The organism is Sphingobium trunci, assembly GCF_022664535.1.
In the GTDB taxonomy this organism is placed as follows: Bacteria; Pseudomonadota; Alphaproteobacteria; order Sphingomonadales; family Sphingomonadaceae; genus Sphingobium.
Genome location: NZ_JAKUJY010000003.1, coordinates 1 through 23,253 on the forward strand (window position 1 = coordinate 1; position 23,253 = coordinate 23,253).

A 23,253-nucleotide genomic window follows, 5' to 3' on the forward strand; every position below is an offset into this window, starting at 1 on the left:
CAGATTGGTTATCGCTCTTGGCTGGGCGGCAATTTGGACGCGCTTGATCAGCGGTTCGATTTCGATGCGATGCAGAAAGCGGCGCTCGCGTCCGATCCTGGGCCGACCCGCACGTCCGAGACGAACTTCGCCGGTTTCCTGGAGGCTAATGGCGTGGCCCAACTTGCGGGCCGCGATCTCAAGGTGAATTTGGGCGTTCGTGGCGTCAATACGAAGCAGAAGGTGAGCTATGTCTTCAATGGCACCCCCATAGTAAACGACCACAGCTACTTTGAACTGTTGCCGTCCCTGAATGCTTCCTATGATCTCGGCGGCAATCTTCTCGCGCGGTTCTCGGCCAGTCGGACGATGACGCGTCCTGATCCTTCTTCCATCGAACCTGTAACTAATGTCAGCCTGACGGGCGATGTCAGTAGGGGCAATCCTGATCTTCAGCCATATTTCTCCAATGCAGTCGACCTTGGCCTTGAATGGTATTATGCACAGGGTGCGGCTTTGACGCTGGCCGGGTTCTACAAAAATATCCAGAACTTTGTTGCGCCGGTTTCCTTTCAAGCGCCCTTCCGCAATGCAGGCGTTCCGCTCTCGGCGCTTGACCCTCAGATCGTCCGCGGCTTGGTGAACGGACTCGACACTTTGGTAACTTTCTCGACGGCCGAGAATGTGCAAGACCGTCAAACGCTCAAGGGGGTCGAAATCGGGTTCCAGCAGCCCTTGTCTTTCGTTGTTCGCGGCCTTGGCTTCGTCGGTAATGCAACATATGTCGAAGCCAACAAGAATACGCGGATCAATGGATTGTCGCGCTACGCTTTCAATGTCACGGGTTATTACGAGCGTGACGACGTCAACTTCAGAATCTCCTATAATTATCGTTCGAAATATGCTTTACAGATCGGTCCCGTCCAGGATGGACTTCCTGACTCCATCATCACGCGAGGCCGCGGCCAGCTTGATCTGTCATCAAGCTATAAGCTGCCGTTCCTGAAGGAACTTTCGCTGACGTTCGAAGCCATCAACCTTACCAACTCGGATGAATATTCCTATTTCGGCGTTGAAAACCGGCTGGCTGTCTATCGTAGGCCTGGGCGCCAGTTTTTCTTCGGAGTTCGGGGAAGCTTCTAAGGTTTAGCCGGAAGGTCGCAGAGGAGCGCGGTGCAGCGTGCCGCGCTCCTCTATAAAATTACGATGATCATATTATTTATAATTGAAAATTACCTAAGTTTTTATCTGAAAAATCTTATAATTGTGGTGGTTTTCATTATGATATTCAATGGAATATAATCGAAATTATCATGAATAATATGGAATAAAATCCTATTAAAATCAATTTCGGATCTTGGAAAAGATTGATTATGAACCGGCTTTCCTCCTCTAACTGCGATGTTCTACCGGATACCGTATTGCGTCCAAGCTATGACCGTGCGTCGGTGACCTGTGGAGTGGTCCATCTGGGGATCGGTGCTTTTCATCGCGCTCACCAGGCAGAGATATTCGAAGATGCGCTTGAGAGTGGGGATCTCCGTTGGGGAATCTGCGCAGCTTCGTTACGATCCGCCTCGGTGCGTGATCAACTGGAACCGCAAGACGGGCTCTATACGATGGTCGTGCGCGACGGTGCGATCGAGCGGCGCCGGATCATCGGAGCCGTCCAACAGGTCATCGTTGCCACCGAGCAACCGGAACAGTTGCTGGCCGCTCTGTCTGCCGAGTACACCCACATCGTGACCCTGACCATTACCGAAAAGGGCTACAAGCTGGATTCGTTGACGGGCGCGTTGATTGAAGACGATCCGCAGGTCGCCCGCGATATTGCTTCGCTGGAACGGCCGCAAACCGCGCCGGGCTATCTCGTGGCGGCCTTGAGCCGCCGCCGCGCAGCCGGTCTGCGCCCTTTTACGGCAATCTCCTGTGACAATCTGCCTCGAAATGGACAGCGCCTGCGCAATGCCGTGCTGGAGCTTGCCCGGCGCCATGATCCGGCGCTGGCGGACTGGATCGCCATAACCTGCGCATTTCCGGAAACGATGGTGGACCGCATTGTTCCTGCCACCACGGCCGGGGATATTGCCGCTCTGGCCGATCACCTGGGCGTTGAGGACCGGGGGATGGTCAAAACCGAGCCGTTCACACAGTGGGTCATCGAAGATCGATTCAGCAGTGCGCGCCCTGCATTCGGGTCTGGCGTCCAGCTCACGGCCGCTGTAGGTCCCTGGGAAGAGGCGAAATTGAGGCTCCTCAACGGTGCCCATAGCGCTCTCGCCTATCTTGGCGGTTTGGCAGGCATCGATTATATCCACGAAGTGCTGGCGCTGCCTGATGCACGAACATTCGTCGAAGCGCTCTGGGATGAAGCGGAGGCCACATTGTCGCCGCCGAACGGACTGAATATCGCGGCCTATCGCCGTGATCTCATGGCGCGGTTCGAAAATCCGACTCTCCGGCATCAGACAAGACAGATCGCCATGGACGGTTCGCAGAAACTTCCGCAGCGTCTGCTCGCCACGATCCGGGCGCGTTTGGCAAAAGATCAGGCAAGCCATTCGCTTGTCCTGGCGGTTGCGGCCTGGATCCGATGGCAACATGGCCGGAACGATCTGGGTGAACCCTTTGCTATTGACGATCCACTTGCCGCGCCGCTTGCCGAAGCCCTGGCAGGAGCTTCGACCCCTGCCGAGCGGGTTGACGCAATCCTCGCCATGGATGCGATAATTCCGGTGGAACTCAGGCAGGATGCGCGTTTTCGTGAGGCGCTCGTTGAAAAGCTCGGAGCGCTTGAAGCAAATGGCGCGCTGGCCACTCTCGCTGGGTATCGGCAGGCATCGGCTTGAAGATCCCTGTTCGATCCGTGAATTCCGCGTCAATCCCCTGGCCTCTCATCATGGAGCGATCATATGGCCCGCAGAATATGCTTTGCGCTTGATCTCATGGACGACGCCGAACTGATCCGGGAATATGAAGCGCGTCATCGCCCCGGAGCTGTATGGCCGGGGGTGATTGCGAATATTCGCAAAACGGGATTCCTGGCGATGGAGATCTGGAGGGTCGGAGACCGCATGGTTATGGTTGCCGAAGTGCAGGATGATTGGCCGCGCCCGCTCGAAGCCTCCGAGCGGATGATCGATGAGCGCTGGGAAAGTGCCATGGATCACTATCAGAAGCGACTGCCTTTCGCGCTGCCCGGCGAGAAGTGGGTGCCGATGACGAGGCTATTTTCGTTAAATGAGTGATCGAAGCATGGCGTTCTGTCGGCAGACGCGGATTCGCTCGCGAAGTTCAGCCGATTGGTGGAACGGACTTCAGATTGTCGTTGCCATTCGCGGCTCCTTGAGATAATTTCTCACATATGAAAACGTGTTGGAGGGATGAATGAACCTAGCATGGCGTGTTTTCCTAAGCGATTGTAACCGGGTGGAATCCGGTTACGCATGTGAAGCCGGATTTTTCTTGGGTCTCGGGCCATGGCTGTGATGCCGCTTGAAATGGCCCCGGCCGGAATGCCGGCGAATGCCGCTTCGAGTGTGACAGAACGGCGCCTGCATCCTGCGCTCGTCATTACGGTTGCGCTTTTCTTCCTTTGGGGAATGGCCAACAACCTGAACGATATTCTGATCGCCCAGTTTCGCAAGGCCTTCACGCTATCGGATTTCGGGACGAGTTTTGTCCAGCAGGTCTTCTATCTCGGCTATTTCCTGTTCGCCATCCCGGCTTCGATGATGTTGCGGCGCTATGGCTACAAGGCGGGAATTGTTACGGGATTGCTTCTTTATGGGGGTGGGGCGTTGCTGTTCTATCCGGCTGCTCTTGCAAGTGCCTATCAGCTCTTTCTGGCGGCTTTATTCGTGATTGCCGCAGGACTTGCATTTCTTGAAACCTCAGCCAATCCGCTCATGACGGAATTTGGTGATCCGGCGACTGCGGCGCGCCGGCTGAACTGGGCGCAGGCGGCCAATCCTCTCGGGGCGATTACTGGGATCCTGATCGGCCGCAATTTCATCCTTTCGGGCATTGAGCATGACGAACGGACACTTGCGACCATGGGGGAAGCAGCCCGTTCGGCCTTCTACAAGGCGGAAGTGCAGGCGGTGGCGACTCCCTATGTGGTGATCGCCATTGTCGTCCTGCTGTTCGCTGCCGCGGCTGCGCTGGTCTCCTTTCCCGGCAGCTCCACCCATGGTGGTCATGATGGGCAGACGGGCAGCTTCAGGGACATTTTGCGCCGTCCAAGGGTGGTCGGTGCCATGGCGGCGCAATTCTTCTATGTTGGTGCGCAGGTCGGACTTTGGAGCTTTACAATCCGCTACGCGCAGGCGAATGTCGGCATGGCCGAACGCAGTGGCGCGGATGCGCTTTTCGTTTCCTTATTGCTTTTTTCCACTGGCCGTTTTCTCGGCACGGCTCTGATGGCGCGCGTGCCTCCTGTCCGGTTGCTGGCTATCTTCGCCGCCGTGTCCCTGGCCTTGGCAATAGTGGCCGGAACTATTGGCGGCAGGATTGGACTGTATGCAATGGTTTCGGCGAGTTTCTTCATGTCGATCCAGTTTCCGACTATCTTCGCATTAGGAGTGGAAGGTTTGGGATCTCTTCGCCGGGTGGGTTCTTCGCTGATCATCATGACGATCATTGGCGGTGCGGCACTTACCGCACTCATGGGACTGGTGTCCGATCTGGCGGGTATTGCGACGGCAATGCTGGTCCCGGCCTTCGGCTTCGCGGTCGTCATGGCCTTCGCGATCTGGTGCATACGCACCCGTGAAGCCGATCAATTCAGGGAATTGTCATGACCCGGTTGGTCAGGAAGGGCTCGGTCATCTCAGGGGCTGGGCTGACGCTGTCCACGGTCTCGGACGGTGATGGTCATTCCATGGGTAGCCCTCATCCCATCGACTGCAGGGCCCGCCAGTGATGCGGCCAACGTTCGTCGATGCGCACCTGCATCTGTGGGACAGGGCGCGACTGCGCTATCCTTGGCTGAAGGGCGAGGACAAGGCGGCGATCGCGTCTACATATCTGATCGCCGACTACCGCGAGGAGACTGCAGCTTGGAACGTTGCCGCAGCTGTGCACGTCGAAGCCGGCGCGCATGCGGGCGATGCTGAAGCCGAGACCGACTGGCTGAACGCTGCCGCCGATCAAGAAGGCTTGCTTGCGGGGTTGGTGGTGCAGGTTGCGCTCAACGATCCGGATATAGAGGGCGTGCTGGAACGGCAGGCAGCTCGTCCTCGGGTCAAGGGGGTGCGTCATCTCATCAACTGGCACTCCGATCCGGCGAGGCAGGTCTATCCCGCCGATCTCACTCTGGATCCGGCCTGGCGGCGAGGCTTTGCCGCGCTGGCGCGACATGGCTTGAGCTACGATTTTCATGGTTTCCCGCCGCAGCTTGCTGGATTGGCGGAGGTCGCTGCCGCTCATCCGGACGTACAGGTGGTTGTCAATCATCTTGGAATGCCGATTCGGACGGATGGCCTGGAACAATGGCGCGCGGGAATCCGGGCTTTGGCTGCGATGCCGCAGGTATCGATCAAGCTATCCGGGGCCGGCTTTGTCCATAGCCCTTTTGACCCTCTGACATTTGGCGACCTGATGTACGAGCTTGTCGAAGCCTTTGGCTGCCGTCGTGCGATGGTGGCTTCCAACTTCCCCACAGACCGGCTGTTCGCCTCACTGGACTGCACGCTGCGTGCCTATGAGGCACTGTTCAGCGGCTTTTCAGGTGAAGATCGGGCTGATCTGTGGGGTCGTAACGCGAACCGCATCTATCGATTGGATTTGAAGCTGTGAACGAGATAGCCCGCCGGCCGATCGGCAAAACGCGGCTCCAGGTTGAGGAACTGGGTTTCGGCGCCGGGACGCTCGGGAATTTATATCGTCCCGTATCGGATGAAGCGGCGCGTGCCGCGCTGGAAGCTGCGTTAGGCGCGGGCATGCGTTATATCGATACGGCGCCGCATTATGGCCGCGGCCTGTCCGAAAGGCGTGTCGGTGATAGTGTGCGCCTCAGGCCGGACGTGATCGTCTCGACCAAGGTTGGGCGCTTGATGTTGCCGGACGGAAGCATCACGGACGATCGGGAGCGCGACGGATTCCGATCTCCGATGCCCTTCCGCAAGCATTATGATTACAGTCATGACGGCATTTTGCGCAGTCATGAGGACAGTCTGCAGCGGCTGGGGCTGGATCATGTCGATATTCTTTACGTCCATGATATCGGCAGCCTGACTCATGGCGAACGGCACGCCTTTTATTGGGAACAGCTGACCAAAGGAGGCGGCCTGAAGGCACTGGAACGGCTGCGTGCCGAAGGGACGGTGGCGGCCGTGGGCATCGGTGTCAACGAAATTGCCGTCTGCATGGATGTCATGCGGGAAATCGATCTCGACGCGATCCTGCTCGCCGGGCGCTATACTCTACTTGAGCAGAGCGCCATGGATGAATTGCTGCCTGCCTGCGCCTTGGCGGGAACGTCAATCATTGTCGGTGGCCCTTATAACAGCGGCATTCTGGCGACAGGCACGCGAGGCGGCGGAATGTTACATTATGACTATGAGACAGCATCCGAGGAAGTGGTGAACCGTGTTCGGCTCATCGAGGATGTCGCCGAACGGTACGGCGTCCCCTTGCCAGCTGCTGCGCTGCAATTCGTCTTGGCACATCCTCAGGTCGTATGCGTGCTCCCCGGACTGGGGAGTGCCGAACGCGTGGAGGCGACGATCCGCCTTTACCGCCAAGTCATCCCCGAGGCATTCTGGGCGGAACTGTATGATCGGCGCCTCGTGCGAAGCGACGCGCCCATGCCGGGAGGTTCAGCATGAATCCCACAGCGATCCGGCTGTCGCCCTTGGACAATGTAGCAGTTTGCTGCCGCCCAATCGAAGCGGGTGAACGCATCCTCGTGGAAGAACGGGAACTCGTGATAGATGTAGCCGTACCGATCGGTCACAAGGTAGCGTTCGTCGATCTGAAAAAGGGCGACAAGGTTCGCAAATACGGCATGCCTATTGGTTCGGTGACCGTTGATGCGCCCGCGGGCTCCTGGGTCCACCTGCACAATATGAAAAGCGACTATTTGCCGGCGCACATGCGCGACGCGGCTGGAGATCAGGCATGATGAGCGGTTGGCTGCGTTCGGATGGACGCAAAGGCATCAGAAATGCGATCGTGGTCGTGTATCTTGTCGAATGCGCCCATCACGTGGCACGGCGCATCGTCGATGCGGCCGCCGATCCTAGAGTACAACTCATCGGCTTTCCGGGTTGCTATCCCAATGATTATGCGCTGGGCATGATGAAGGCCCTGACCACCCATCCCAATGTCGGCGGCGTGGTTCTCCTTTCGCTTGGCTGCGAAAGTTTCAATCGGGAGGCATTGGCCGCAAACGCGCAACAGAATGACCGTCCGGTGGAAACGGTTGTCATTCAGGAGGCTGGCGGAACCCGCAAGGCGATTGAAGCGGGAATTGCGGCTGTTGCACGCGTGCGCAACCTTGTGGACGAACAGGCGGTCAGGGTGCCCCTGAATATATCGGAACTGGTCATAGGCACAATCTGCGGAGGATCGGACGGTACCAGCGGTATAACGGGCAATCCCGCGGTCGGTCGCGCCTTTGATACCCTTATTGATGCTGGTGCGATATGTATCTTCGAGGAAACCGGCGAAATGATCGGTTGCGAAGGGCATATGGCCGAGCGCGCGGCGACGCCACAGATAGCAGAGGCGCTCGTCGCCTCGGTGCACAAGGCCGAGCGTTATTATCGTGCGATGGGCTATGGCAGCTTCTCTCCGGGCAATGCCGAAGGCGGCCTCACCAGCCAGGAGGAGAAATCGGCCGGAGCCTATGCCAAGTCGGGCAGCCGACCGATAGACGGCGTCATACTGCCAGCCGAGCGTGCACCCGGGCCCGGCCTCTATCTGCTGGATGTAGTGCCTCCCGGAGATCCGAAATTCGGCTTCCCCAATATCGTGGATAATGCCGAGATCGGAGAACTGATCGCCTGTGGCGCTCACATCAATCTCTTTGTGACCGGACGCGGCTCGGTCGTCGGATCGGCAATTTCCCCGGTCGTCAAGATTTGTGCGAATCCGGAGACCTTCCGTCGCATGGAGGGAGACATGGATATCGATGCCGGCCGTATCCTGGAGGGGAGGGCTACGTTGGATGAGGTCGGAAAGGAAATCGTGGCCCTGATCGAAGCGGTCGCACAGGGGCAGGCGACCAGGTCGGAAGAGTTGGGTCATCAAGAGTTCGTCCTCACCTACAAGTCTTCCGCTCCTTCAGGACCGTCTTGCATGCCCAACGCGGCCTGATGCTCATCAATGAGCATGGCATGGTGATGCGGTGGTCATTGATAAAATCGAACCTGTGGATGGTATTCGCAGCTCCATTTCTTTTTACAGGGAGTCATTTCATTGAAAACGGTTGTCTGCTCCGAGCCGTTCACCCTTAATATCGAGCAGCGCCCCCGGCCAAGGCGTGGCAAAGGCGAGGTGCTGATTCAAGTGAATCGTGTCGGAATTTGCGGAACCGACTATCATATCTTCGCAGGGAACCAGCCATTTCTGAGTTATCCGCGCGTAATGGGACATGAACTGGCAGGTTCGATAGTGGAAGCAGATGCTGCATCCGTCTTCAAACCCGGACAGATCGTTACCATCAACCCCTATCTGGCCTGCGGACAATGTGTCGCCTGCCGAAAGGGTAAACCGAACTGCTGTGTGGGCATAAGGGTGTTGGGAGTCCATGCCGACGGCGGCATGGCCGAGCTGATAGCGGTTCCGGAAGAGGCGCTCGTCGAGGTAGATGGCCTCACGCTCGATCAAGCGGCGATGGTCGAATTTCTGTCTGTCGGAGCTCATGCGGTTCGCCGCGGCAAGGTGCAACCGGCGGACAGGGTCCTCGTAGTAGGGGCTGGACCGATCGGCATAGCCGCCGCCATTTTCGCCAAGGCAGAAGGGGGCGAAGTGACGCTGATCGACACCTCGATCGAACGGCTTCAATATGCTCGTGATCATCTGGGATTCGATAGGGTGGAGAGGGTTGAGGGCGACATCGCTGAACGACTGGGCGGCCAGACCGGTGGTGAGTTCTTCGATGTGGTTTTCGATGCCACCGGCAGCCCCCACGCGATCGAGGCTGGCTTTGCTTATGTTGCGCATGGCGGAACTTACGTCCTAATCAGCGTGGTGAAGGGAGAAATCAAATTCTCAGACGCTGAATTTCACAAGCGTGAAATGCAGCTTGTTGGAAGCCGCAACGCGACCGCAGCGGACTTTCGCCGCGTCATTTCCGCGATCAGGGATGGAATGGTGCCGGCAGCGGCCATGCACACGCACAGCTTTCTTCTGGAAGAGGCCGCAACGCAGATACCTGAGTTGATTGCCAATCAAAGCAAAGTCATCAAGGCCATTGGCCGTTTCTCGGACGGTGAGTTTGCGCCCTAGCTCCTGTGCCGCTTCAGCCGGTTCTTGATGGGCGTGCGTAGTATAAAGCAGAAGAGGGAGCTTGATGTTCAATCGGCGTGAGACGCTTGGAGTATTCGGCGCGGTTGCTGCTGCTGATGCCTTGAGCAAAAATGCAAAGGCCGTTCATGGCCAGGCAGGTCTGCCATACACTCCCGATTGGGCATCCTTGACTGCAGGTTACAGGGCTCCGGACTGGTTTCGGGACGCAAAGTTCGGGATCTGGGCGCATTGGAGCGCACAATGCGTGCCGGAGGAAGGTGATTGGTACGCGCGGGACATGTACCGCCAGGGAAGCCGCGCCAACCGGGCTCATCTCTCCAAATACGGTCACCCGTCGCAATTCGGCTTCATGGAGATCGCAAATCTCTGGAAGGCAGAACGATGGCAGCCGGAACGTCTCATCGACCTGTATAAGCGTGCGGGCGCGCGCTATTTCGTTGCGTTGGCAAACCATCATGACAATTTCGACGCCTATGCGTCCACTTATCATCCCTGGAATTCAACGCGGGTCGGGCCATGCAAGGATATCGTGGGAATCTGGGCCGGGCATGCGCGTGCACGCGGTATGCGATTTGGGGTGTCCAATCACAGCGCTCATTCGTGGCACTGGTTTCAGACCGCCTATGGTTATGACCCTGAGGGACCGATGCGGGGCCAGCGCTATGACGCCGCGCGCCTGGGAACTGCGGATGGACGCGGAAAGTGGTGGGATGGGCTGGATCCCGGGCTGCTTTATGGAAAACGTACCATGCCGCTGCCCGACGGGGTTCAAACCATTGCCGAAGCCGACGCGCTCCACGAACGCACTGATGGCATCTGGACCGAGGCATTCCCTGAGGCCGCTCCACAATTTGCCCAGGATTGGGCGTTACGTTGCCGTGAACTGATCGACAAATATCGGCCTGATCTTTTGTATTTTGACAATTTTGGTCTACCTTTCCAGCAGATAGGCCTCGACATGGCGGCCTATTTTTACAACGCGAACCTCTCCTGGCATGATGGCAGGCTGGAGGCTGTTCTAAACGCGAAAATGATGCCTGCCGAGCGGCGAATGGGATTGGTGGAAGATGTCGAGCGAGGCGGCAAGTCCTTTATCGAGACTTTTCCGTGGCAGACGGATACCTGCATCGGCAACTGGCATTATGACCGGGCGCTTTATGAGCGCAATGGATATAAGACCGCTGCGACTATCATCCATATGCTGTGCGATGTCGTTTCGAAAAATGGAAATCTGCTGCTGAACATTCCGATGCGGGGTGACGGGACCATCGACGAGAAGGAAGAGATGATCCTCGAGCAACTCGCCCGCTGGATGACACGCTTTGGCGAGGCAATTTACGGCACCCGACCTTGGCGTATCCATGGGGAGGGACCCGTCAAGCCCAACAGTGGTATGTTTGCCGAGGGGGGATCCAAGTCGCCGTACACAGCGAGTGATGTGCGCTACGTCCGCAAGGGACCAAATGTCCATGCCCTTGTTCTGGGGTGGCCGGAAGACGGCGTTGTCCGCCTTAAATCCTGGGGGAAAGGCAACCCGGTCGGGCGCGGTGAGATCCAGCGCGTCACAGTGCCGGGGGTGTCCGCGCCGGTTGCGTTCCGCCGAACGGAAGAAGCCCTGGAAGTACCATTGCCCGACACATTGCGAAATGGCATCGGTGCGGCGCTGGTCTTGTCCGGAGAAGGTCTGGCAACGGCCAGTCTCGACGATAGCTGACTATGATGCTTTGAAAGATTCGTCCCAAGAAAAAGCCGGATGGCGAGACCATGGGTGCCACCGGCCGGCTTGCTGGGCAAGGTCAGGCTTCTACTGTGTCCTGATATTTCGGGCGAAGGGGCCGATCTTGAGCACCGTTGGATTATCGATGTCGATCTTGCGCCCGCCGATCGTCACATTTTCCAGGCGAATGTCGTCGATGCCGCGCAACTCGTCATAGCCAGAGATCAGCGAGGCGCTGGGCATACCTTCGCCTGTATAGCTCACGTTGCGCAACGTCACGCGTTTGATGCCGCGTCCCGGACTGGTGTTATATTTCTGGTTGAGCATGACGCGGAACTGGAACAGCTTGGCTTCCTCTATCCGGTCTACCCGGATGTTGCTGAAGCTGATGTCCTGCACCAGGTTCGAATCTCCGGCCATGATCGACATGACGCCTTCATAGTCGGGGTCGTCTTCATCCACATTTACAACGTCGATGTTGTCGAAGCGGACATTTTCGATGATTTCGGGCTTGATGGTATTTCCATGGACGCCGATGAACATCGCATGCGCGACATCGGCCCATAATGTCGAATTGGTCACGCTGATGTCGCGTGAGTCTCCATAGATTTCATCCCGATGCGTATAAACGGTGACGCAATCGTCCGAAGTCCGAAGGAACAGACGATCCAGCGACACCCGTTCCGAACTGTAGATGTTGATCCCGTCGGTCCACCGGCCACCGGTAATACCTTTGATGTCGGAGAAACGAATATCCTTCGACATGACCGATCGGCCGACACCGGCATCGGCCTGTGTCACGATCAGCCCTTGGATAGAGACATTCTGCGATTTGACGACCAGAAACTGCGCGCCGTCTTCGCCGGCAGGCGGCAGAATCAGGCCGTGCCCGACAATGCGCACATTATGCGCATTGTCGACGCGGAACGTGCCCCTCAGCACGGCTCCACCCTCCAGATAGACCGTTTCGTCCGACTTGACGTTGAAAACGCCGCCGCCGCCTTCGGGTACATGCAAGCCGGGTCCGAAGCGGCGGACATTTTCGCCTTGGGGTGCGGGGATAGGTGCTCCAGCAAAGACGTGAAGATTGTGCAGGCGGTCGTCGTCGAAAAAGACCGCGAAATTCTGGGGATGATCCAGCGAGATATAGACTTTGTCGTCGCGTATGATGGGGCGAGGAGCATCGTTCCTCGGACCTATGTTCACCTTGGAGAAATTCCCGTTATTCTTCTGGATACGCAATTCGACCTTGCCGGTGAAATCGAAATAAACCATGGATGCATCCTGCGGTCGGTCATGATCGACGCGAACATTCCATTCATACAGATCTTTCCACTCGCCGTTTTCGGAACGGACCTGAACAGTGAAGTCGTCATTATGGGCCGTATATTGCAGCGCTGGTGGAACGTCATAGGTCTGAAGTGTCTGGCCCCAGACTGGCGCAGCCGTTGACAAGGCCATGATCAAAACTGCCGCGAACGAAATGCGCATACCCCTCCCCGCCATTCTCATGCATCAGGATATCGATAACATATGTCTGCCCGCCGGGGCCAGACTTATTTATCACATCGTCACATCTTTAGGTCAGGGAATGGGTGCGTCGCTGCGCAACAAGCCCTGATGGCGCAGTTCCGCCCAGAAATCCCGGGCTATGACCTCACGATAGAGGTTCACGGTCTGCTCCACGCGCGCGGCGCTTTCCAGTCCGGGAATCACGCTGGCGATCTGGGGATGAGCCAGCACGAATTGCAATGCCGCAGCGGCCAGGGTGACATCATACCGATCTGCAACGGCCTCGATCCTGCGGACGCGTTCGATGACGGCGGCGGGCGCTGGCTGATAATCATAGAGTGCTTGGCTGCCGGTGCGGGTACCTGTCGCCAATATACCGCTGTTATAGGGGCCGCCGACCACGACCGACGTTCCCGCCGCCGCGCATGAGGGCAGCAGGCTGTCGAGCGCCTCCTGCTCGAGCAGCGTATAGCGCCCCGCCAGCAGGATCACGTCCAGATGCGCCTCGCGCATCGCATCCTGGCAGACCGCGATCTCGTTCACACCCAGGCCGAAGGCCGTAATCAGGCCCTCGTCGCGCAGCCGCTCCAGCGCCTTCAGGCCGCCGCCGGCGGTCAGCTGCTCCCAGTAATGCGCTGCCTTTGCCCCGTGATTGAAGCTGCCGATATCATGCACATACAGGATATCCACATGGCTGAGGCCCAGTCGCTGCAGGCTGTCCTCATGGCTGCGCAATATCCCATCGTGGCTATAGTCGTAATGCACCCGGAATGGCATTGGCGATCGGAAGCCGTCCCGTTCTCGGTCGTCGCTTACCGTGCGGTCCGGCTGCATCAGGCGCCCCACCTTGGTCGATATTGTGACGCCAGGCACAAGTCGGACGGCGTCGCCGACCCGTCGTTCCGACAGGCCTCGGCCATAATGCGGCGCGGTATCGATATAGCGCAGCCCCATCTGCAGGGCGGCGTTCAAGGTCGTTCGCGTCTGCGCATCACTGACCGGCCGATAGAGATTGCCCAGCGACGCGGCGCCGAATCCCAGTTCCGGGACATGGAGGGCGGTCAGGCCGACACGGCGGAGGGAGATGTCGTTCACGATGAAGATCCTGGCATGATGGATATCCTGGTCGTTCCATCGACGCCGCACGGGCGATGGTCGCGGGGAGGCGTCAGCCCGCCGCCGCCCAGGGTATGAACAGCTGGCGCTGCTGGCCCAGCTTCTCGATGCCCAGCGTCACGATGTCGCCCGCCTTCAAATACCATGGTTCCGGTTTTTGTCCCAGCCCGACGCCGGGCGGCGTACCCGTGGTGATGATGTCGCCTGGCTCCAGCGTCATGAATTGCGAGCAATAGCTGACGATCTGAGCCACGGTGAAAATCATCGTGCGGGTCGATCCATCCTGCACGCGCTTGCCATTCACCTCCAGCCACATCGACAGCATTTGCGGATCGCCCACCTCGTCGGCGGTGACCAGCCATGGGCCGACCGGGCCGAAAGTGGGAAAGCCCTTGCCCTTGTCCCAGGTCATGCCACGTTCCTGCTGCCAATGGCGTTCGGACACGTCGTTTACTACGCAATAGCCCGCGACATGGGACAGCGCGTCGGCTTCCGCGACATATTCGGCGGCACGGCCGATGACGACGCCCAGCTCAACTTCCCAGTCGGTTTTCCGGCTGTCGCGCGGGATGATGACGGGATCGTTCGGCCCCTGAAGGCAGCTGACCCATTTGTTGAACACCACCGGCTCTTCCGGGATCGGCAGATTGGATTCGGCGGCATGGTCGGCATAATTGAGGCCGATGGCAATGAACTTGCGCGTGCCCGCAACCGGAACCCCATAGCGCTCGCCCGGCGCGACGAGTGGCAGGCTGGCGGGGTCGACCCCATGCAGCGCTTCGAAATTGCAGGCCAGCAACGCCCCATCGATGTCGGTGACAACGTCCGACAGGTCGCGAACGCGGCCTTCGGCATCGACCATCCCCGGCTTTTCCTGTCCGGCGGCTCCGTAACGGCATAATTTCATCGCATGTCCTTCATATCGGCAAGAATGGAACGGTCGATGGCATCGACCCGATTGACTCCGGTCAGCGTCATCGCGACCCGCATTTCCTTCTCGATCAGGTCGAGCAACTGGCGAACGCCCGCTTCGCCCCGCGCTGCGAGGGCAAAGAGCCAGGCCCGCCCGAGCAGCACGCCTTTGGCGCCTAGCGCCAGCATCCGCACCACGTCCAGGCCCGACCGGACGCCGGAATCCGCTAGTACCGTCAGCCGGTCGCCCACCGCATCGGCGATGGCGGGCAGGGCGCGGGCGCTCGACAGCACGCCGTCCAACTGCCGGCCGCCATGGTTGGAAACGACGATTCCCGCCGCGCCGACGTCGGCGGCGGCGCACGCGTCCTCAGGATCGAGAATGCCCTTGATGATGAGCGGGCCACCCCAGGCGTCGCGGATCCATTCCAGATCCTTCCATTGGATCGAAGGATCGAAATTCGCCCCCAGCCAGGCCATATAATCGTTCATGCCGCTGGCATCCCCCAGCACTGGTTCCAGATTGCCCAGCCGGTGCGGCCGTCCGTGGAAGCCGACGTCCCAGGCCCAACCCGGCTTGCCCATCGCCTGGAGCAGGCGCCGGGCTGGTGCCCATGGACCCGACATGCCCGAATGGGCGTCCCGATAGCGCGCCCCGGGAACAGGCATGTCGACGGTGAAGACCAGGGCTTCGGCTCCGGCTTCGCGCGCCCGGGCGATCAACTCGCGCATGAAGCCCCGGTCGCGCAACACGTAAAGTTGGAACCAGAGCGGGCCATCGCTGGCGCGTGCGACTTCCTCTATCCCGCACAGGGCGACCGTCGAAAGAGTGAAGGGCAGGCCCCGCATGTGAGCTGCGCGCGCGGCCAATGTTTCGCCGCGCCTGCGATACATGCCGCCAATGCCGATCGGCGCCAGCGCCACCGGCAGCGCTTGTTTCCGCCCGAACAAGGTTGTCGACATGTCGACTTCCGCGACGTCGCTCAACACCCGCTGGCGCAGTGCCACATCGGCCAGGTCGGTGACGTTGCGGCGCAGTGTCACCTCCGCATAGGCGCCGCCGTCCGCATAGTCGAACAGGAAACGTGGCAACCGCTTCTGTGCGGCGCGGTGGAAATCGAGGGTCGATGCGATGGCCGTCATCGTCAAGCCATGCACCAGCCGCCGTCGATGACGTGAAGCTGCCCGGTTGTATAGGCGCTTTCGTCCGAGGCGAGATAGAGAGCGAGCGCCGCCACTTCCTGCGCCGTACCGATCCGGCCCAGCGGCTGGCGGGCGACGAAGGCCCGCCGTGCCGCGTCCGCATCGCCGGTCGCCGCCAGCCTTTCATCGAGTGATGGCGACTGGACGGTGCCTGGGCAGATGGCGTTGCAACGGATTCTGTCCGCGACATAGTCGACCGCCACGGACCGGGTGATCCCCGCCACCGCCGCCTTGGACGCGCAATAGGCATAGCGGTTGGCGACGCCGATCACCGGACCTGCAACAGAGGCCATGTTAATGATCGATCCGCCGCCGCGTGCGATCATCGCGGGCAACAGCGCGGCGATCATGTGTGTGACGGCATGGACATTGAGGTCGAATGACAGGCGATAGCACGCATCGTCAGCGTCGAGCAGCATGCCAGCATCGACATAGCCCGCGCAATTGAACAATATGTCTGCACCGCCGATCGATGCTCCCAGCGCCGCGATCGCGCTGGCGTCAGTCAGGTCGATCGTCTGGGTAGCGCAGCCTTCCAGCGTTGCAAGCGTTGCCGCGTTGCGGTCCAGCGCAATGACCTCAGCGCCCTCGCGCGCGAACAATTCCGCCGATGCCCGTCCAATGCCTTGACCGGCGCCTGTGACGATCGCTCGTTTTCCCTCAAGCCTTCCCATTGCGTTCCTGTGCTTTCATTTTCTCTACCAAATGTTTTCAGGGGTGATCCGACTGACGGAACACCAGCGCCGCTTCGGGCCAGCCCGTTCCATCCGCGAGCGGCGCGCGCTGCAGCGTGCCCATGCGCCGCTCCCATTCCGCCATGGCCGGATCTGCAGCCTTTTCGGCGTCCATTGCATCGCCGTCGAACAGCGGATCGACCTGCATCAACATCACCAGCCGGTTGCCCGCACGAAAGATTTCCATGTCGATGATGCCATGGCGGCGCTGTGCGTCCAGCACCGCCTGCGTCACGCCGCCGGGCCGGTGCGCGGCGTCATATTCGGCCCAGACCGCCGGGTCGTCGGCCAGGTCCATGACCCGGACGATCCGTCTCGGCCGCTTGCTCTTCGTCTCGCTCATCATTTCGCCTTTTCGGGCTGGGCGCCGCTTCGCGCAATCACCTCTCGCGCACCCTCGGGCCAGGCATTGCCTTCGACCTTCATGTTGCCGGTCATCCGATTGTTCAGATAGTCGCTCCATTCCCCGTTCACGCGGCCGGAATTATACCAGTTCCCCGTCGCCATATTGTCCAGCGCGGTGCGGCGGGGTGCCAGGGATCGCTGCGAATTGAGGTTCAGCCACACCCCGACATTGTCCAGCACATTGTCGCGGATGGTGACATAGCGCGACCCCTCGTCAAGATAGATGGCGATGCCGCCAGGGCCGGGGATGTCCGATACGTAATTTTCGGCGATCAGCGCACCAGGATCGGCCGACAGATGGTAGATGGCGCCGCCGTCGGGGAACCATTGCTTCACCTTCACGACGCGATTGCCGAAGATCACCGTGTCGCGCAGCGTTGTGGGCGTATCGTAGACAATGTTGCCGGGCACGTCATAGTAGCCGCGCTGCCGCCGCATATATTCGGGGCTGCCGCCCGGATCGTTGGTGCCCCATCCCCAGCCCACGTCGATACCATCATAAGGTGTGTCCGACACATCATTGTTCGCGATGACCGTGCCCGACGCATAGGTAACAAGGATTCCCGATTGTTCCTTATAGTCCTGCGCCACACCGGTAATCCGGTTGTCCCGGATTTGAATGTCGCGCAGCCCCATTTCGGGGCGGGACGGGTGATGCGCGTCCGCCTCGATCCCACCCGCCCGGATCGCACCGCCCGCGAGATCGGCAAATTCGTTGCGCGTCACCTCGATGGAGGAGGCGCCCAGGCCGATGCCGCCGTCATGGGCGTCGGGATTGTTGCCGATGCCCAGCGCCACCTGACCCAACTGGCTGAATCGGTTGTCGTCGAATATCACGCGTGTCGCGGCCGCGACCTGGATTGCGGCGGGCTGCTGGTGCCAGTGGTTGCGCGTCGCCTCGAACGCGCGGCAACCCCAACTGCAATCCCGGATTGGATCGGCGGGATAGCCGGGCACATCGCCCGCCAGGTAGGCGCCGTTTTGCTGGCTGGCATAACCTTCGGGTCCCGATGCCTGCAACCAACTGCTATGCCGGAAACCGAGCCCCTGGAATATCAAGTCGCGCACTGGGCGGTCGTAGGTGCCGCTGATCGAAACCAATCGTTCCAGCCGGGGCAGCACGACCTCGATGCGGCTCATGTCTTCGCCCACGCGTGGTTTGTAATAGAGCGTGCCTGCCTCGGGGTCGACGAACCATTGGCCTGGTTCGCGCAGGAAGGCCAGCGAATTGACCAGGAACATCCGCGCCAGTTCCGGCGCGACCGGACGGGCCAGCGTGTCATAGCCGATCAGATTATTGCGCCAGCCGGGCTGTTGCATCATGATCCGGTCGCCCTCGATACGCTCCACCATGGCGTGACGGTGGGTGAAGAAGCTCATGCCCTCCACTTCGATGCGGCTCTGGCCGGGCAAACGGGCGAGTACGCGCCAGGCAGGATCCTTGATCGTCATGCCCCAGGGATGAAATTCGACTGCGGTGCGGGGAATCTCCACGCTGGCCCGGGGCGCGAGTCTGCCGTTCACCGTCAGTTGGCGGGGGTCCGCGCCCTTCGGCACGCTGGCCGTCCAGATGCCGCGTTCCCGGTCGGCGAGCCGCCATCCTGAAACCACAACTCCGCCCGACAGCACCGGATAGGCTCCGTCGGCACCCTTCCAGCGTACCGTGAACCCGTTCTGACCGCCATCTTTCGCATGGAAGACCAGCGGGGCAGAGAGGCGATATGTCCCGACCGAAACAAGCACGGTCACGTCATGGTCGTGGTTCAGCTGCCGCACGGCCGCCTGCGCCCGCTCAAACGTTGCGAAGGGATGCGCGGCCGACCCATCGCCCTTGTCCGATCCCTCCGGTGAGAGGTGCAGCACCAGCGGTTCAGGGGCGGGGGGATTGGGAATGGCGATCTGCGGATGTTCAGGCGCGCGATAGGCCTCCATACGGGGCACGGCAGGCAGCGACCCGATCTGCGCTGCCCCCGGGGTCGTCGCCGCGAGCAGGACGGGCCAGCCGATAAATCGTCGCATCCGCATATTACCCCTCCAGATGATAGAAATCTTCGGCCGCTCCAGCCAGCAGCCGCTCGAGCGGTTCGTCCGACAGGCCCGACAGGCGCACCGCATCGGCCACCCAATCGGCATAGCTGTCGCCTGAGAGCAGCAGCACCGGCCAGTCGCTGCCCCACATCAGCCGGTCGCCGAAACAGGCCACCAGATGTTCGACGTAGGGGCGAAGCGCATCGGCGTGCTGCCCCTGCGCCTGTTCGGTGCGCAGCCCGGACAATTTGCACCACAGGCCTGCCTCGGCAAGCGCCGCGATCTGTTCGCGCCAGGGATCGAGCTCACCTCGCGCGGCAAAGGGCTTGGCGGCATGGTCGATCACCACTGGCAGGTCGGGCCAGCGTTCGGTGAATCGGGTCAGCATTGGTAGGTGACGCGGCTGGACCAGCGCATCGAGCCGCAGCCCGTGCGCGATCATGGCCGCGATCGCGGGCTCCAGCGATGCATCCAGCAGCCAGTCGCTATCGGCCATCGACTGGAGCATCGGCCGCAGGCCACGCAGCTGAGGGTAAGCCGCCAGCTGCGCGATCCGCGCCGGGGCGCCCGGGCTGGCGAGGTCGACCCAACCCACCACCGCGCCCGTCATGGGAGTGCGGTCTGCAAGCGCCAGCATCCAGTCCGTATCCGCATCTGTCGGCTGCGACTGGACTAATATGGTGCGGTCCAGCGTCATCCCGCCGGCAGCGGCGGACAGGTCATCCGGGCCGAAGTCGCGATGAATCCTTGCCTCGGCCGGGGTCGGCCATTGGTGACCGGGCGTCGACAGCGCCCAGTAATGCTGGTGCGCGTCGACTATCCGCATTTCGTTACGCCATGCCGAGAAGCCGTTGCAGCGCCTGCTGGAAATGTACCGTCAGCGCGGCTTCCGCGGCATCCGCGTCGCGCCGCGCACAGGCGTACAGCACGTCCAGATGCTCGCGCAACGTCCGCAGTGCCAGCGGTGCCGTGACCAGCCGGTCCAAACGCAGCAGCGTCACATAATTTTTCAGTCGCCGCGCCGTTGTTTCGATAAGCGGATTGCGCAAGGCGCCCAGTAGAGCGCCATGGAATTGATTTTCCAGCGCGCCCACCCTCTCTTCCTGTTCGGCGCCCAGGCCTTCGGCCTCGATCTGCGCGATCAGATCGAGATGCCCCGCGATCAGCGCGTCGATTTCCTCCGTTGCTCCGGTCTCCGCCAGGCTGCGTGCCCCCGCCCGTTCGATCAACGAGCGAAACTGATAGGTCGCCCGCGACAGTTCCAGGTCGGCCTTGACGAAGCGGATGCATGACCGCGCCTGGATCGTCACCAACCCTTCTGCCTCCAGTTTCAGCAATGCATCGCGCAGCGGCTGGACGGTTAGCCCCAGCATGTCCATCAATTCCGCCTGCGACAGCTCCGCTCCGGCCGGTATGGTACGGTCGAACAAGCCCTGCAGGATCGCCTGATACGCCTTGTCGGCCAGTGGAACGCCAGTCGGCTTGTTCTGCTTTGCCTTGGTTGCCGCCGCTGGCGGCCGGATTCGATTGCTTGCCATATTCGACCTGATAGTTGTTTTGACCCGTCCGGATCAATCGGACGTGATATGCTGGGGCGGGCCGAGTCATTTCACCGACCGTATCGGAAGGACCAGAAAGGCGCCCGCAAGCACGAACAAGCCTGCGGCGATGAACAGCAACGGATAGTTGCCGCCTGTCAAGGACAGCAGCAATGCCGCGAGCGCCGGGCTCAATATCTGGGGTACGTTGACCGCAGTGGTCAATATGCCCAAATCCTTGCCGGTTGCGTCTTCCCCCCCGTCATTGCGCGGCAGAACTTCGGTCATCAGGGCGAGGTCCACCGACATGAATGCGCCATAGCCAATGCCGATCAGGATCGCATAGCAGATCATGCCCCCCATGGTCGGTGCGATCAGTGGCGCCGCTACGGCTGCCGCCATGATGACGCTTGCGGCAAACACCAGCGGCTTGCGGCGCCTGATCCGGTCAGACAGCCATCCGGACGTCAGGCCGGAGATAATCAGCGCCACGAAGGTGATCGAGGACAGCCTGGCGATCGTGATGTTAGCCTCGTGCTGGCTCAATCCGACATGGTCCTGCAGGATGTAGAGCAGGTAGGTCAGAACGGCCTGATAGCCCATATAAATGGTGAACCGTCCGGCAAAAGCCCAAGCGAAGTCGGGATGGTGGCGTGGGCTGACCCAGAAGCTCCGGGCAAAGGAGGCCAACCGAAAGGGGACGGGACGTGGGCCGGTGAAGGGTGTTTCGGGATTGAGGAGGACGAAGGCGGTGCTGACGGCGGCGATCGCCGCGCCCAGTGCGAAATAGGCGAGGCCCAGTTGCTGCGCAAACAGCCCGCCCAATATCGTGCCTGCCGAAACGCCCGCAGTCATTGCCGCGCCGACCACGCCAGACGCGACGCCGCGTGCTGCCGGTTCGAACCGGTCAGCGACGATCGCAGTAATGGCGGGCTGCATCGAATTGAGGCTGACGGTGGCGACCAACCATAATAAAGTCACGGCAACCAGGCCGCTGACGAGCGGCACCAGCATCAGCGCGCCGCCACCAATGGCTGAACCCAGCAGGATCCACGGGGTGCGACGGCCGAACCTGGTCCGCGTCCGGTCGGACAAGGCACCTGCAATCGGTGTCGTCAATGTGCTGAAGACGGATGTGATCGCGAAGATCGTTCCCAATACCGCTGTCTTGCGGGCCGGATCGATATTCTGGATCTGGTTGGGCAGTAGCACTCCCAGCACAGCGGCATAGAGCGTTAGCAGGATGAAGAAGACGATGCCCAGCGACAGCAGCAGGCGCCATGGACGCCCCCGCACATCGTTCGTCAGCGCAGCCGCCGGGCTGATCATGAGGCGCCCCCTGTGGGTAGGACGGTCGCGGATTCGGGCAGCAGGTGGGGCTGGCTGTTTTCCCGCGCGGCGGCGCTCAGTTTCAGGCCATGTCCGGGAACGTCATGCCCGCGGATCGCGCCTTGGGCTATGCTGAAGGGCTGTTCGACCAGATGGTCGAAATTCTGGAAACTATATTCCAGCCAGCGCACACCCGGCAGCGCGAGTGCCATGTTGACGCCGATTTCCAGGAAGCTGTTGCCCAGCGTCACCTCGACATTGCGTTCGCCCGCGAGCCAGCCCGCGCGCATCACATCGCTGACCTGGCCGTGGACGTTGAGCATGTCGCACGCCCCCGCTTCGAGCAGCTTGCGCTTGCCCGAGACATCCAGATATTCGCCCGCATTGATCCGCGTAATGCCCATGGCGCGCAGCATCTTCAGGCCATCCAGATCGTCACGCGGCAATGGGTCTTCCATCCAGTATATGGCATGACCGGCGTGTTCGAACGTCCGCAGCGCGTCCACCGTTTCCTGGGCGGTCCACGCCTCGTTGGCGTCGATCATGACGGGGCGCCCTCCGCCAGTGGCATCGCGCAGCAGGTTCAGCCGGTGCAGGTCGCGCTCTCGGTCTGGGTGGCCCACCTTGATCTTGTATCCCAGAAATCCCTGCTCCGCAGCACGGCCGAACAGTTCGCAGAAATCATGATCCGACAGATGAAAGTCCAGCCCGCTCGCATAGACGCCGACCTGTTCCCGCTCAGCTCCCAGCATGCGCCAGAGCGGCAGGTCCGATTGTTGAGCGAACAGATCCCAAACAGCCTGCTGGATCGACTCTTCGAACGGCAGCGTCATCCGGCGCAGATTGCCGCCGCGCGGGCGGCTCAATCCCAGGGCTAGGGAGGCAGGGAACTTACCCGCCAGCTTCGGCCAAGCCTCCTCCTCGAATATACGCGCTATCTCGTCCTCGTCCGGCAGAGATGTGAACAGCGTCTGGCAGAAACCGAGGCCGCAATTCCCCGCTTCGTCGAGCAATTCAATCGCAGCGACGCTCACGAATGCGGAGCGGACCTGCGAATCGCCGACCGTCCGATCCCGCGCGAACTGGAAACGCGTCACGCGGAAACCGGCTATCCTGGTGGTCACGAACATCTCCTACTGAAATATCAATATTATGATTTAATCTATATGAACGCTAAAATTGGGGGAGGCAACACCTGATTATGAGGTATGAAAACTTAAATCCGTACACTTTTGTGCAAAATTGGGCTTTCATGAACCCGCGAATCGCCATATATATATGTTAATACTGAAAACTGATATAT

21 protein-coding genes are annotated in these 23,253 nt (G+C 60.2%); 10 read left to right on the forward strand and 11 right to left on the reverse strand.

Annotated elements, in window-relative coordinates; all coding sequences use genetic code 11:
- The 10 genes from MJ601_RS03570 to MJ601_RS03615 all read left to right on the forward strand — a co-directional run.
- Positions 1–1,122 (forward strand): TonB-dependent receptor domain-containing protein (locus MJ601_RS03570; RefSeq protein ID WP_242123341.1); only part of this gene is annotated, 1,122 nt, incomplete at its 5' end.
- Positions 1,123–1,352: 230 nt separating this feature from the next.
- Positions 1,353–2,828, forward strand: coding sequence for a mannitol dehydrogenase family protein (locus tag MJ601_RS03575; RefSeq protein ID WP_242123342.1), 1,476 nt, complete (start codon positions 1,353–1,355; stop codon positions 2,826–2,828).
- Positions 2,829–2,891: 63 nt separating this feature from the next.
- On the forward strand, positions 2,892–3,227 hold the full coding sequence (locus MJ601_RS03580) for an L-rhamnose mutarotase (RefSeq protein WP_242123344.1): 336 nt from the start codon (positions 2,892–2,894) through the stop codon (positions 3,225–3,227).
- A 240-nt stretch (positions 3,228–3,467) separates the two neighbouring features.
- Positions 3,468–4,781, forward strand: a complete 1,314-nt coding sequence (gene fucP, locus MJ601_RS03585; protein WP_491572885.1) for an L-fucose:H+ symporter permease — start codon at positions 3,468–3,470, stop codon at positions 4,779–4,781.
- Positions 4,782–4,902: 121 nt separating this feature from the next.
- Positions 4,903–5,778 (forward strand): amidohydrolase family protein, encoded by an 876-nt coding sequence (locus tag MJ601_RS03590; protein WP_242123346.1) that lies wholly within the window; start codon positions 4,903–4,905, stop codon positions 5,776–5,778.
- The gene (locus tag MJ601_RS03595; RefSeq protein ID WP_242123348.1) at positions 5,775–6,809 is read left to right on the forward strand and encodes an aldo/keto reductase; all 1,035 of its coding nucleotides are present in this window, start codon (positions 5,775–5,777) and stop codon (positions 6,807–6,809) included. Before MJ601_RS03590 ends, MJ601_RS03595 begins: the two co-directional genes overlap by 4 nt.
- The gene (locus MJ601_RS03600; RefSeq protein ID WP_242123350.1) at positions 6,806–7,105 is read left to right on the forward strand and encodes a UxaA family hydrolase; all 300 of its coding nucleotides are present in this window, start codon (positions 6,806–6,808) and stop codon (positions 7,103–7,105) included. The genes MJ601_RS03595 and MJ601_RS03600 overlap by 4 nt, the downstream gene beginning before the upstream one ends.
- Entirely contained in the window at positions 7,102–8,301 is a 1,200-nt protein-coding gene (locus MJ601_RS03605; RefSeq protein WP_242123352.1) for a UxaA family hydrolase, read from the forward strand. Before MJ601_RS03600 ends, MJ601_RS03605 begins: the two co-directional genes overlap by 4 nt.
- 102 nt (positions 8,302–8,403) lie before the next feature.
- Entirely contained in the window at positions 8,404–9,435 is a 1,032-nt protein-coding gene (locus tag MJ601_RS03610) for a zinc-binding alcohol dehydrogenase family protein (protein ID WP_242123354.1), read from the forward strand.
- A gap of 64 nt (positions 9,436–9,499) precedes the next feature.
- On the forward strand, positions 9,500–11,170 hold the full coding sequence (locus MJ601_RS03615) for an alpha-L-fucosidase (RefSeq protein WP_242123356.1): 1,671 nt from the start codon (positions 9,500–9,502) through the stop codon (positions 11,168–11,170).
- 90 nt (positions 11,171–11,260) lie between these two features.
- Here MJ601_RS03615 and MJ601_RS03620 read toward each other — a convergent pair whose 3' ends face one another.
- The 11 genes from MJ601_RS03620 to MJ601_RS03670 all read right to left on the reverse strand — a co-directional run bounded on the left by MJ601_RS03620 (position 11,261) and on the right by MJ601_RS03670 (position 23,074).
- On the reverse strand, positions 11,261–12,685 hold the full coding sequence (locus MJ601_RS03620; RefSeq protein WP_242123358.1) for a glycosyl hydrolase family 28 protein: 1,425 nt from the start codon (positions 12,683–12,685) through the stop codon (positions 11,261–11,263).
- Positions 12,686–12,757: 72 nt separating this feature from the next.
- Positions 12,758–13,780, reverse strand: a complete 1,023-nt coding sequence (locus MJ601_RS03625) for an aldo/keto reductase (RefSeq protein ID WP_242123360.1) — start codon at positions 13,778–13,780, stop codon at positions 12,758–12,760.
- 73 nt (positions 13,781–13,853) lie between these two features.
- Positions 13,854–14,708: a fumarylacetoacetate hydrolase family protein gene (locus MJ601_RS03630; protein WP_242123363.1), complete on the reverse strand. Its 855-nt coding sequence runs from the start codon at positions 14,706–14,708 to the stop codon at positions 13,854–13,856.
- The gene (gene lldD, locus MJ601_RS03635) at positions 14,705–15,856 is read right to left on the reverse strand and encodes an FMN-dependent L-lactate dehydrogenase LldD (RefSeq protein ID WP_242123365.1); all 1,152 of its coding nucleotides are present in this window, start codon (positions 15,854–15,856) and stop codon (positions 14,705–14,707) included. Before lldD ends, MJ601_RS03630 begins: the two co-directional genes overlap by 4 nt.
- A 2-nt stretch (positions 15,857–15,858) precedes the next feature.
- Positions 15,859–16,590: an SDR family oxidoreductase gene (locus tag MJ601_RS03640; RefSeq protein ID WP_242123367.1), complete on the reverse strand. Its 732-nt coding sequence runs from the start codon at positions 16,588–16,590 to the stop codon at positions 15,859–15,861.
- Positions 16,591–16,627: 37 nt separating this feature from the next.
- The gene (locus MJ601_RS03645) at positions 16,628–16,993 is read right to left on the reverse strand and encodes an L-rhamnose mutarotase (RefSeq protein ID WP_242123369.1); all 366 of its coding nucleotides are present in this window, start codon (positions 16,991–16,993) and stop codon (positions 16,628–16,630) included.
- The gene (locus tag MJ601_RS03650; RefSeq protein WP_242123371.1) at positions 16,993–19,080 is read right to left on the reverse strand and encodes a right-handed parallel beta-helix repeat-containing protein; all 2,088 of its coding nucleotides are present in this window, start codon (positions 19,078–19,080) and stop codon (positions 16,993–16,995) included. Before MJ601_RS03650 ends, MJ601_RS03645 begins: the two co-directional genes overlap by 1 nt.
- Before the next feature lies 1 nt (position 19,081).
- Complete coding sequence (locus MJ601_RS03655) at positions 19,082–19,909, reverse strand: amidohydrolase family protein (RefSeq protein WP_242123373.1); 828 nt, start codon at positions 19,907–19,909, stop codon at positions 19,082–19,084.
- 4 nt (positions 19,910–19,913) lie between these two features.
- A complete protein-coding gene (locus MJ601_RS03660) occupies positions 19,914–20,621 on the reverse strand; it encodes a GntR family transcriptional regulator (protein ID WP_242123375.1) in 708 nt (235 codons plus the stop codon).
- 66 nt (positions 20,622–20,687) lie between these two features.
- Entirely contained in the window at positions 20,688–21,950 is a 1,263-nt protein-coding gene (locus MJ601_RS03665) for an MFS transporter (RefSeq protein WP_242123377.1), read from the reverse strand.
- A complete protein-coding gene (locus tag MJ601_RS03670; RefSeq protein WP_242123379.1) occupies positions 21,947–23,074 on the reverse strand; it encodes a mandelate racemase/muconate lactonizing enzyme family protein in 1,128 nt (375 codons plus the stop codon). Before MJ601_RS03670 ends, MJ601_RS03665 begins: the two co-directional genes overlap by 4 nt.
- Positions 23,075–23,253 lie beyond the last annotated feature (179 nt).

What these genes read in the sequence shown, in the direction of transcription:
- MJ601_RS03590 (WP_242123346.1), top strand. Translation starts at nt 4,903, where the DNA reads ATGCGGCCAACGTTCGTCGATGCGCACCTGCATCTGTGGGACAGGGCG.
- MJ601_RS03665 (WP_242123377.1), bottom strand. Translation starts at nt 21,950, where the DNA reads ATGATCAGCCCGGCGGCTGCGCTGACGAACGATGTGCGGGGGCGTCCA.
- MJ601_RS03630 (WP_242123363.1), bottom strand. Translation starts at nt 14,708, where the DNA reads ATGAAATTATGCCGTTACGGAGCCGCCGGACAGGAAAAGCCGGGGATG.
- MJ601_RS03660 (WP_242123375.1), bottom strand. Translation starts at nt 20,621, where the DNA reads ATGGCAAGCAATCGAATCCGGCCGCCAGCGGCGGCAACCAAGGCAAAG.
- MJ601_RS03605 (WP_242123352.1), top strand. Translation starts at nt 7,102, where the DNA reads ATGATGAGCGGTTGGCTGCGTTCGGATGGACGCAAAGGCATCAGAAAT.
- MJ601_RS03645 (WP_242123369.1), bottom strand. Translation starts at nt 16,993, where the DNA reads ATGAGCGAGACGAAGAGCAAGCGGCCGAGACGGATCGTCCGGGTCATG.
- MJ601_RS03600 (WP_242123350.1), top strand. Translation starts at nt 6,806, where the DNA reads ATGAATCCCACAGCGATCCGGCTGTCGCCCTTGGACAATGTAGCAGTT.
- MJ601_RS03650 (WP_242123371.1), bottom strand. Translation starts at nt 19,080, where the DNA reads ATGCGGATGCGACGATTTATCGGCTGGCCCGTCCTGCTCGCGGCGACG.
- MJ601_RS03575 (WP_242123342.1), top strand. Translation starts at nt 1,353, where the DNA reads ATGAACCGGCTTTCCTCCTCTAACTGCGATGTTCTACCGGATACCGTA.
- MJ601_RS03620 (WP_242123358.1), bottom strand. Translation starts at nt 12,685, where the DNA reads ATGAGAATGGCGGGGAGGGGTATGCGCATTTCGTTCGCGGCAGTTTTG.
- lldD (WP_242123365.1), bottom strand. Translation starts at nt 15,856, where the DNA reads ATGACGGCCATCGCATCGACCCTCGATTTCCACCGCGCCGCACAGAAG.
- MJ601_RS03615 (WP_242123356.1), top strand. Translation starts at nt 9,500, where the DNA reads ATGTTCAATCGGCGTGAGACGCTTGGAGTATTCGGCGCGGTTGCTGCT.
- MJ601_RS03640 (WP_242123367.1), bottom strand. Translation starts at nt 16,590, where the DNA reads ATGGGAAGGCTTGAGGGAAAACGAGCGATCGTCACAGGCGCCGGTCAA.
- MJ601_RS03580 (WP_242123344.1), top strand. Translation starts at nt 2,892, where the DNA reads ATGGCCCGCAGAATATGCTTTGCGCTTGATCTCATGGACGACGCCGAA.
- fucP (WP_491572885.1), top strand. Translation starts at nt 3,468, where the DNA reads ATGCCGCTTGAAATGGCCCCGGCCGGAATGCCGGCGAATGCCGCTTCG.
- MJ601_RS03655 (WP_242123373.1), bottom strand. Translation starts at nt 19,909, where the DNA reads ATGCGGATAGTCGACGCGCACCAGCATTACTGGGCGCTGTCGACGCCC.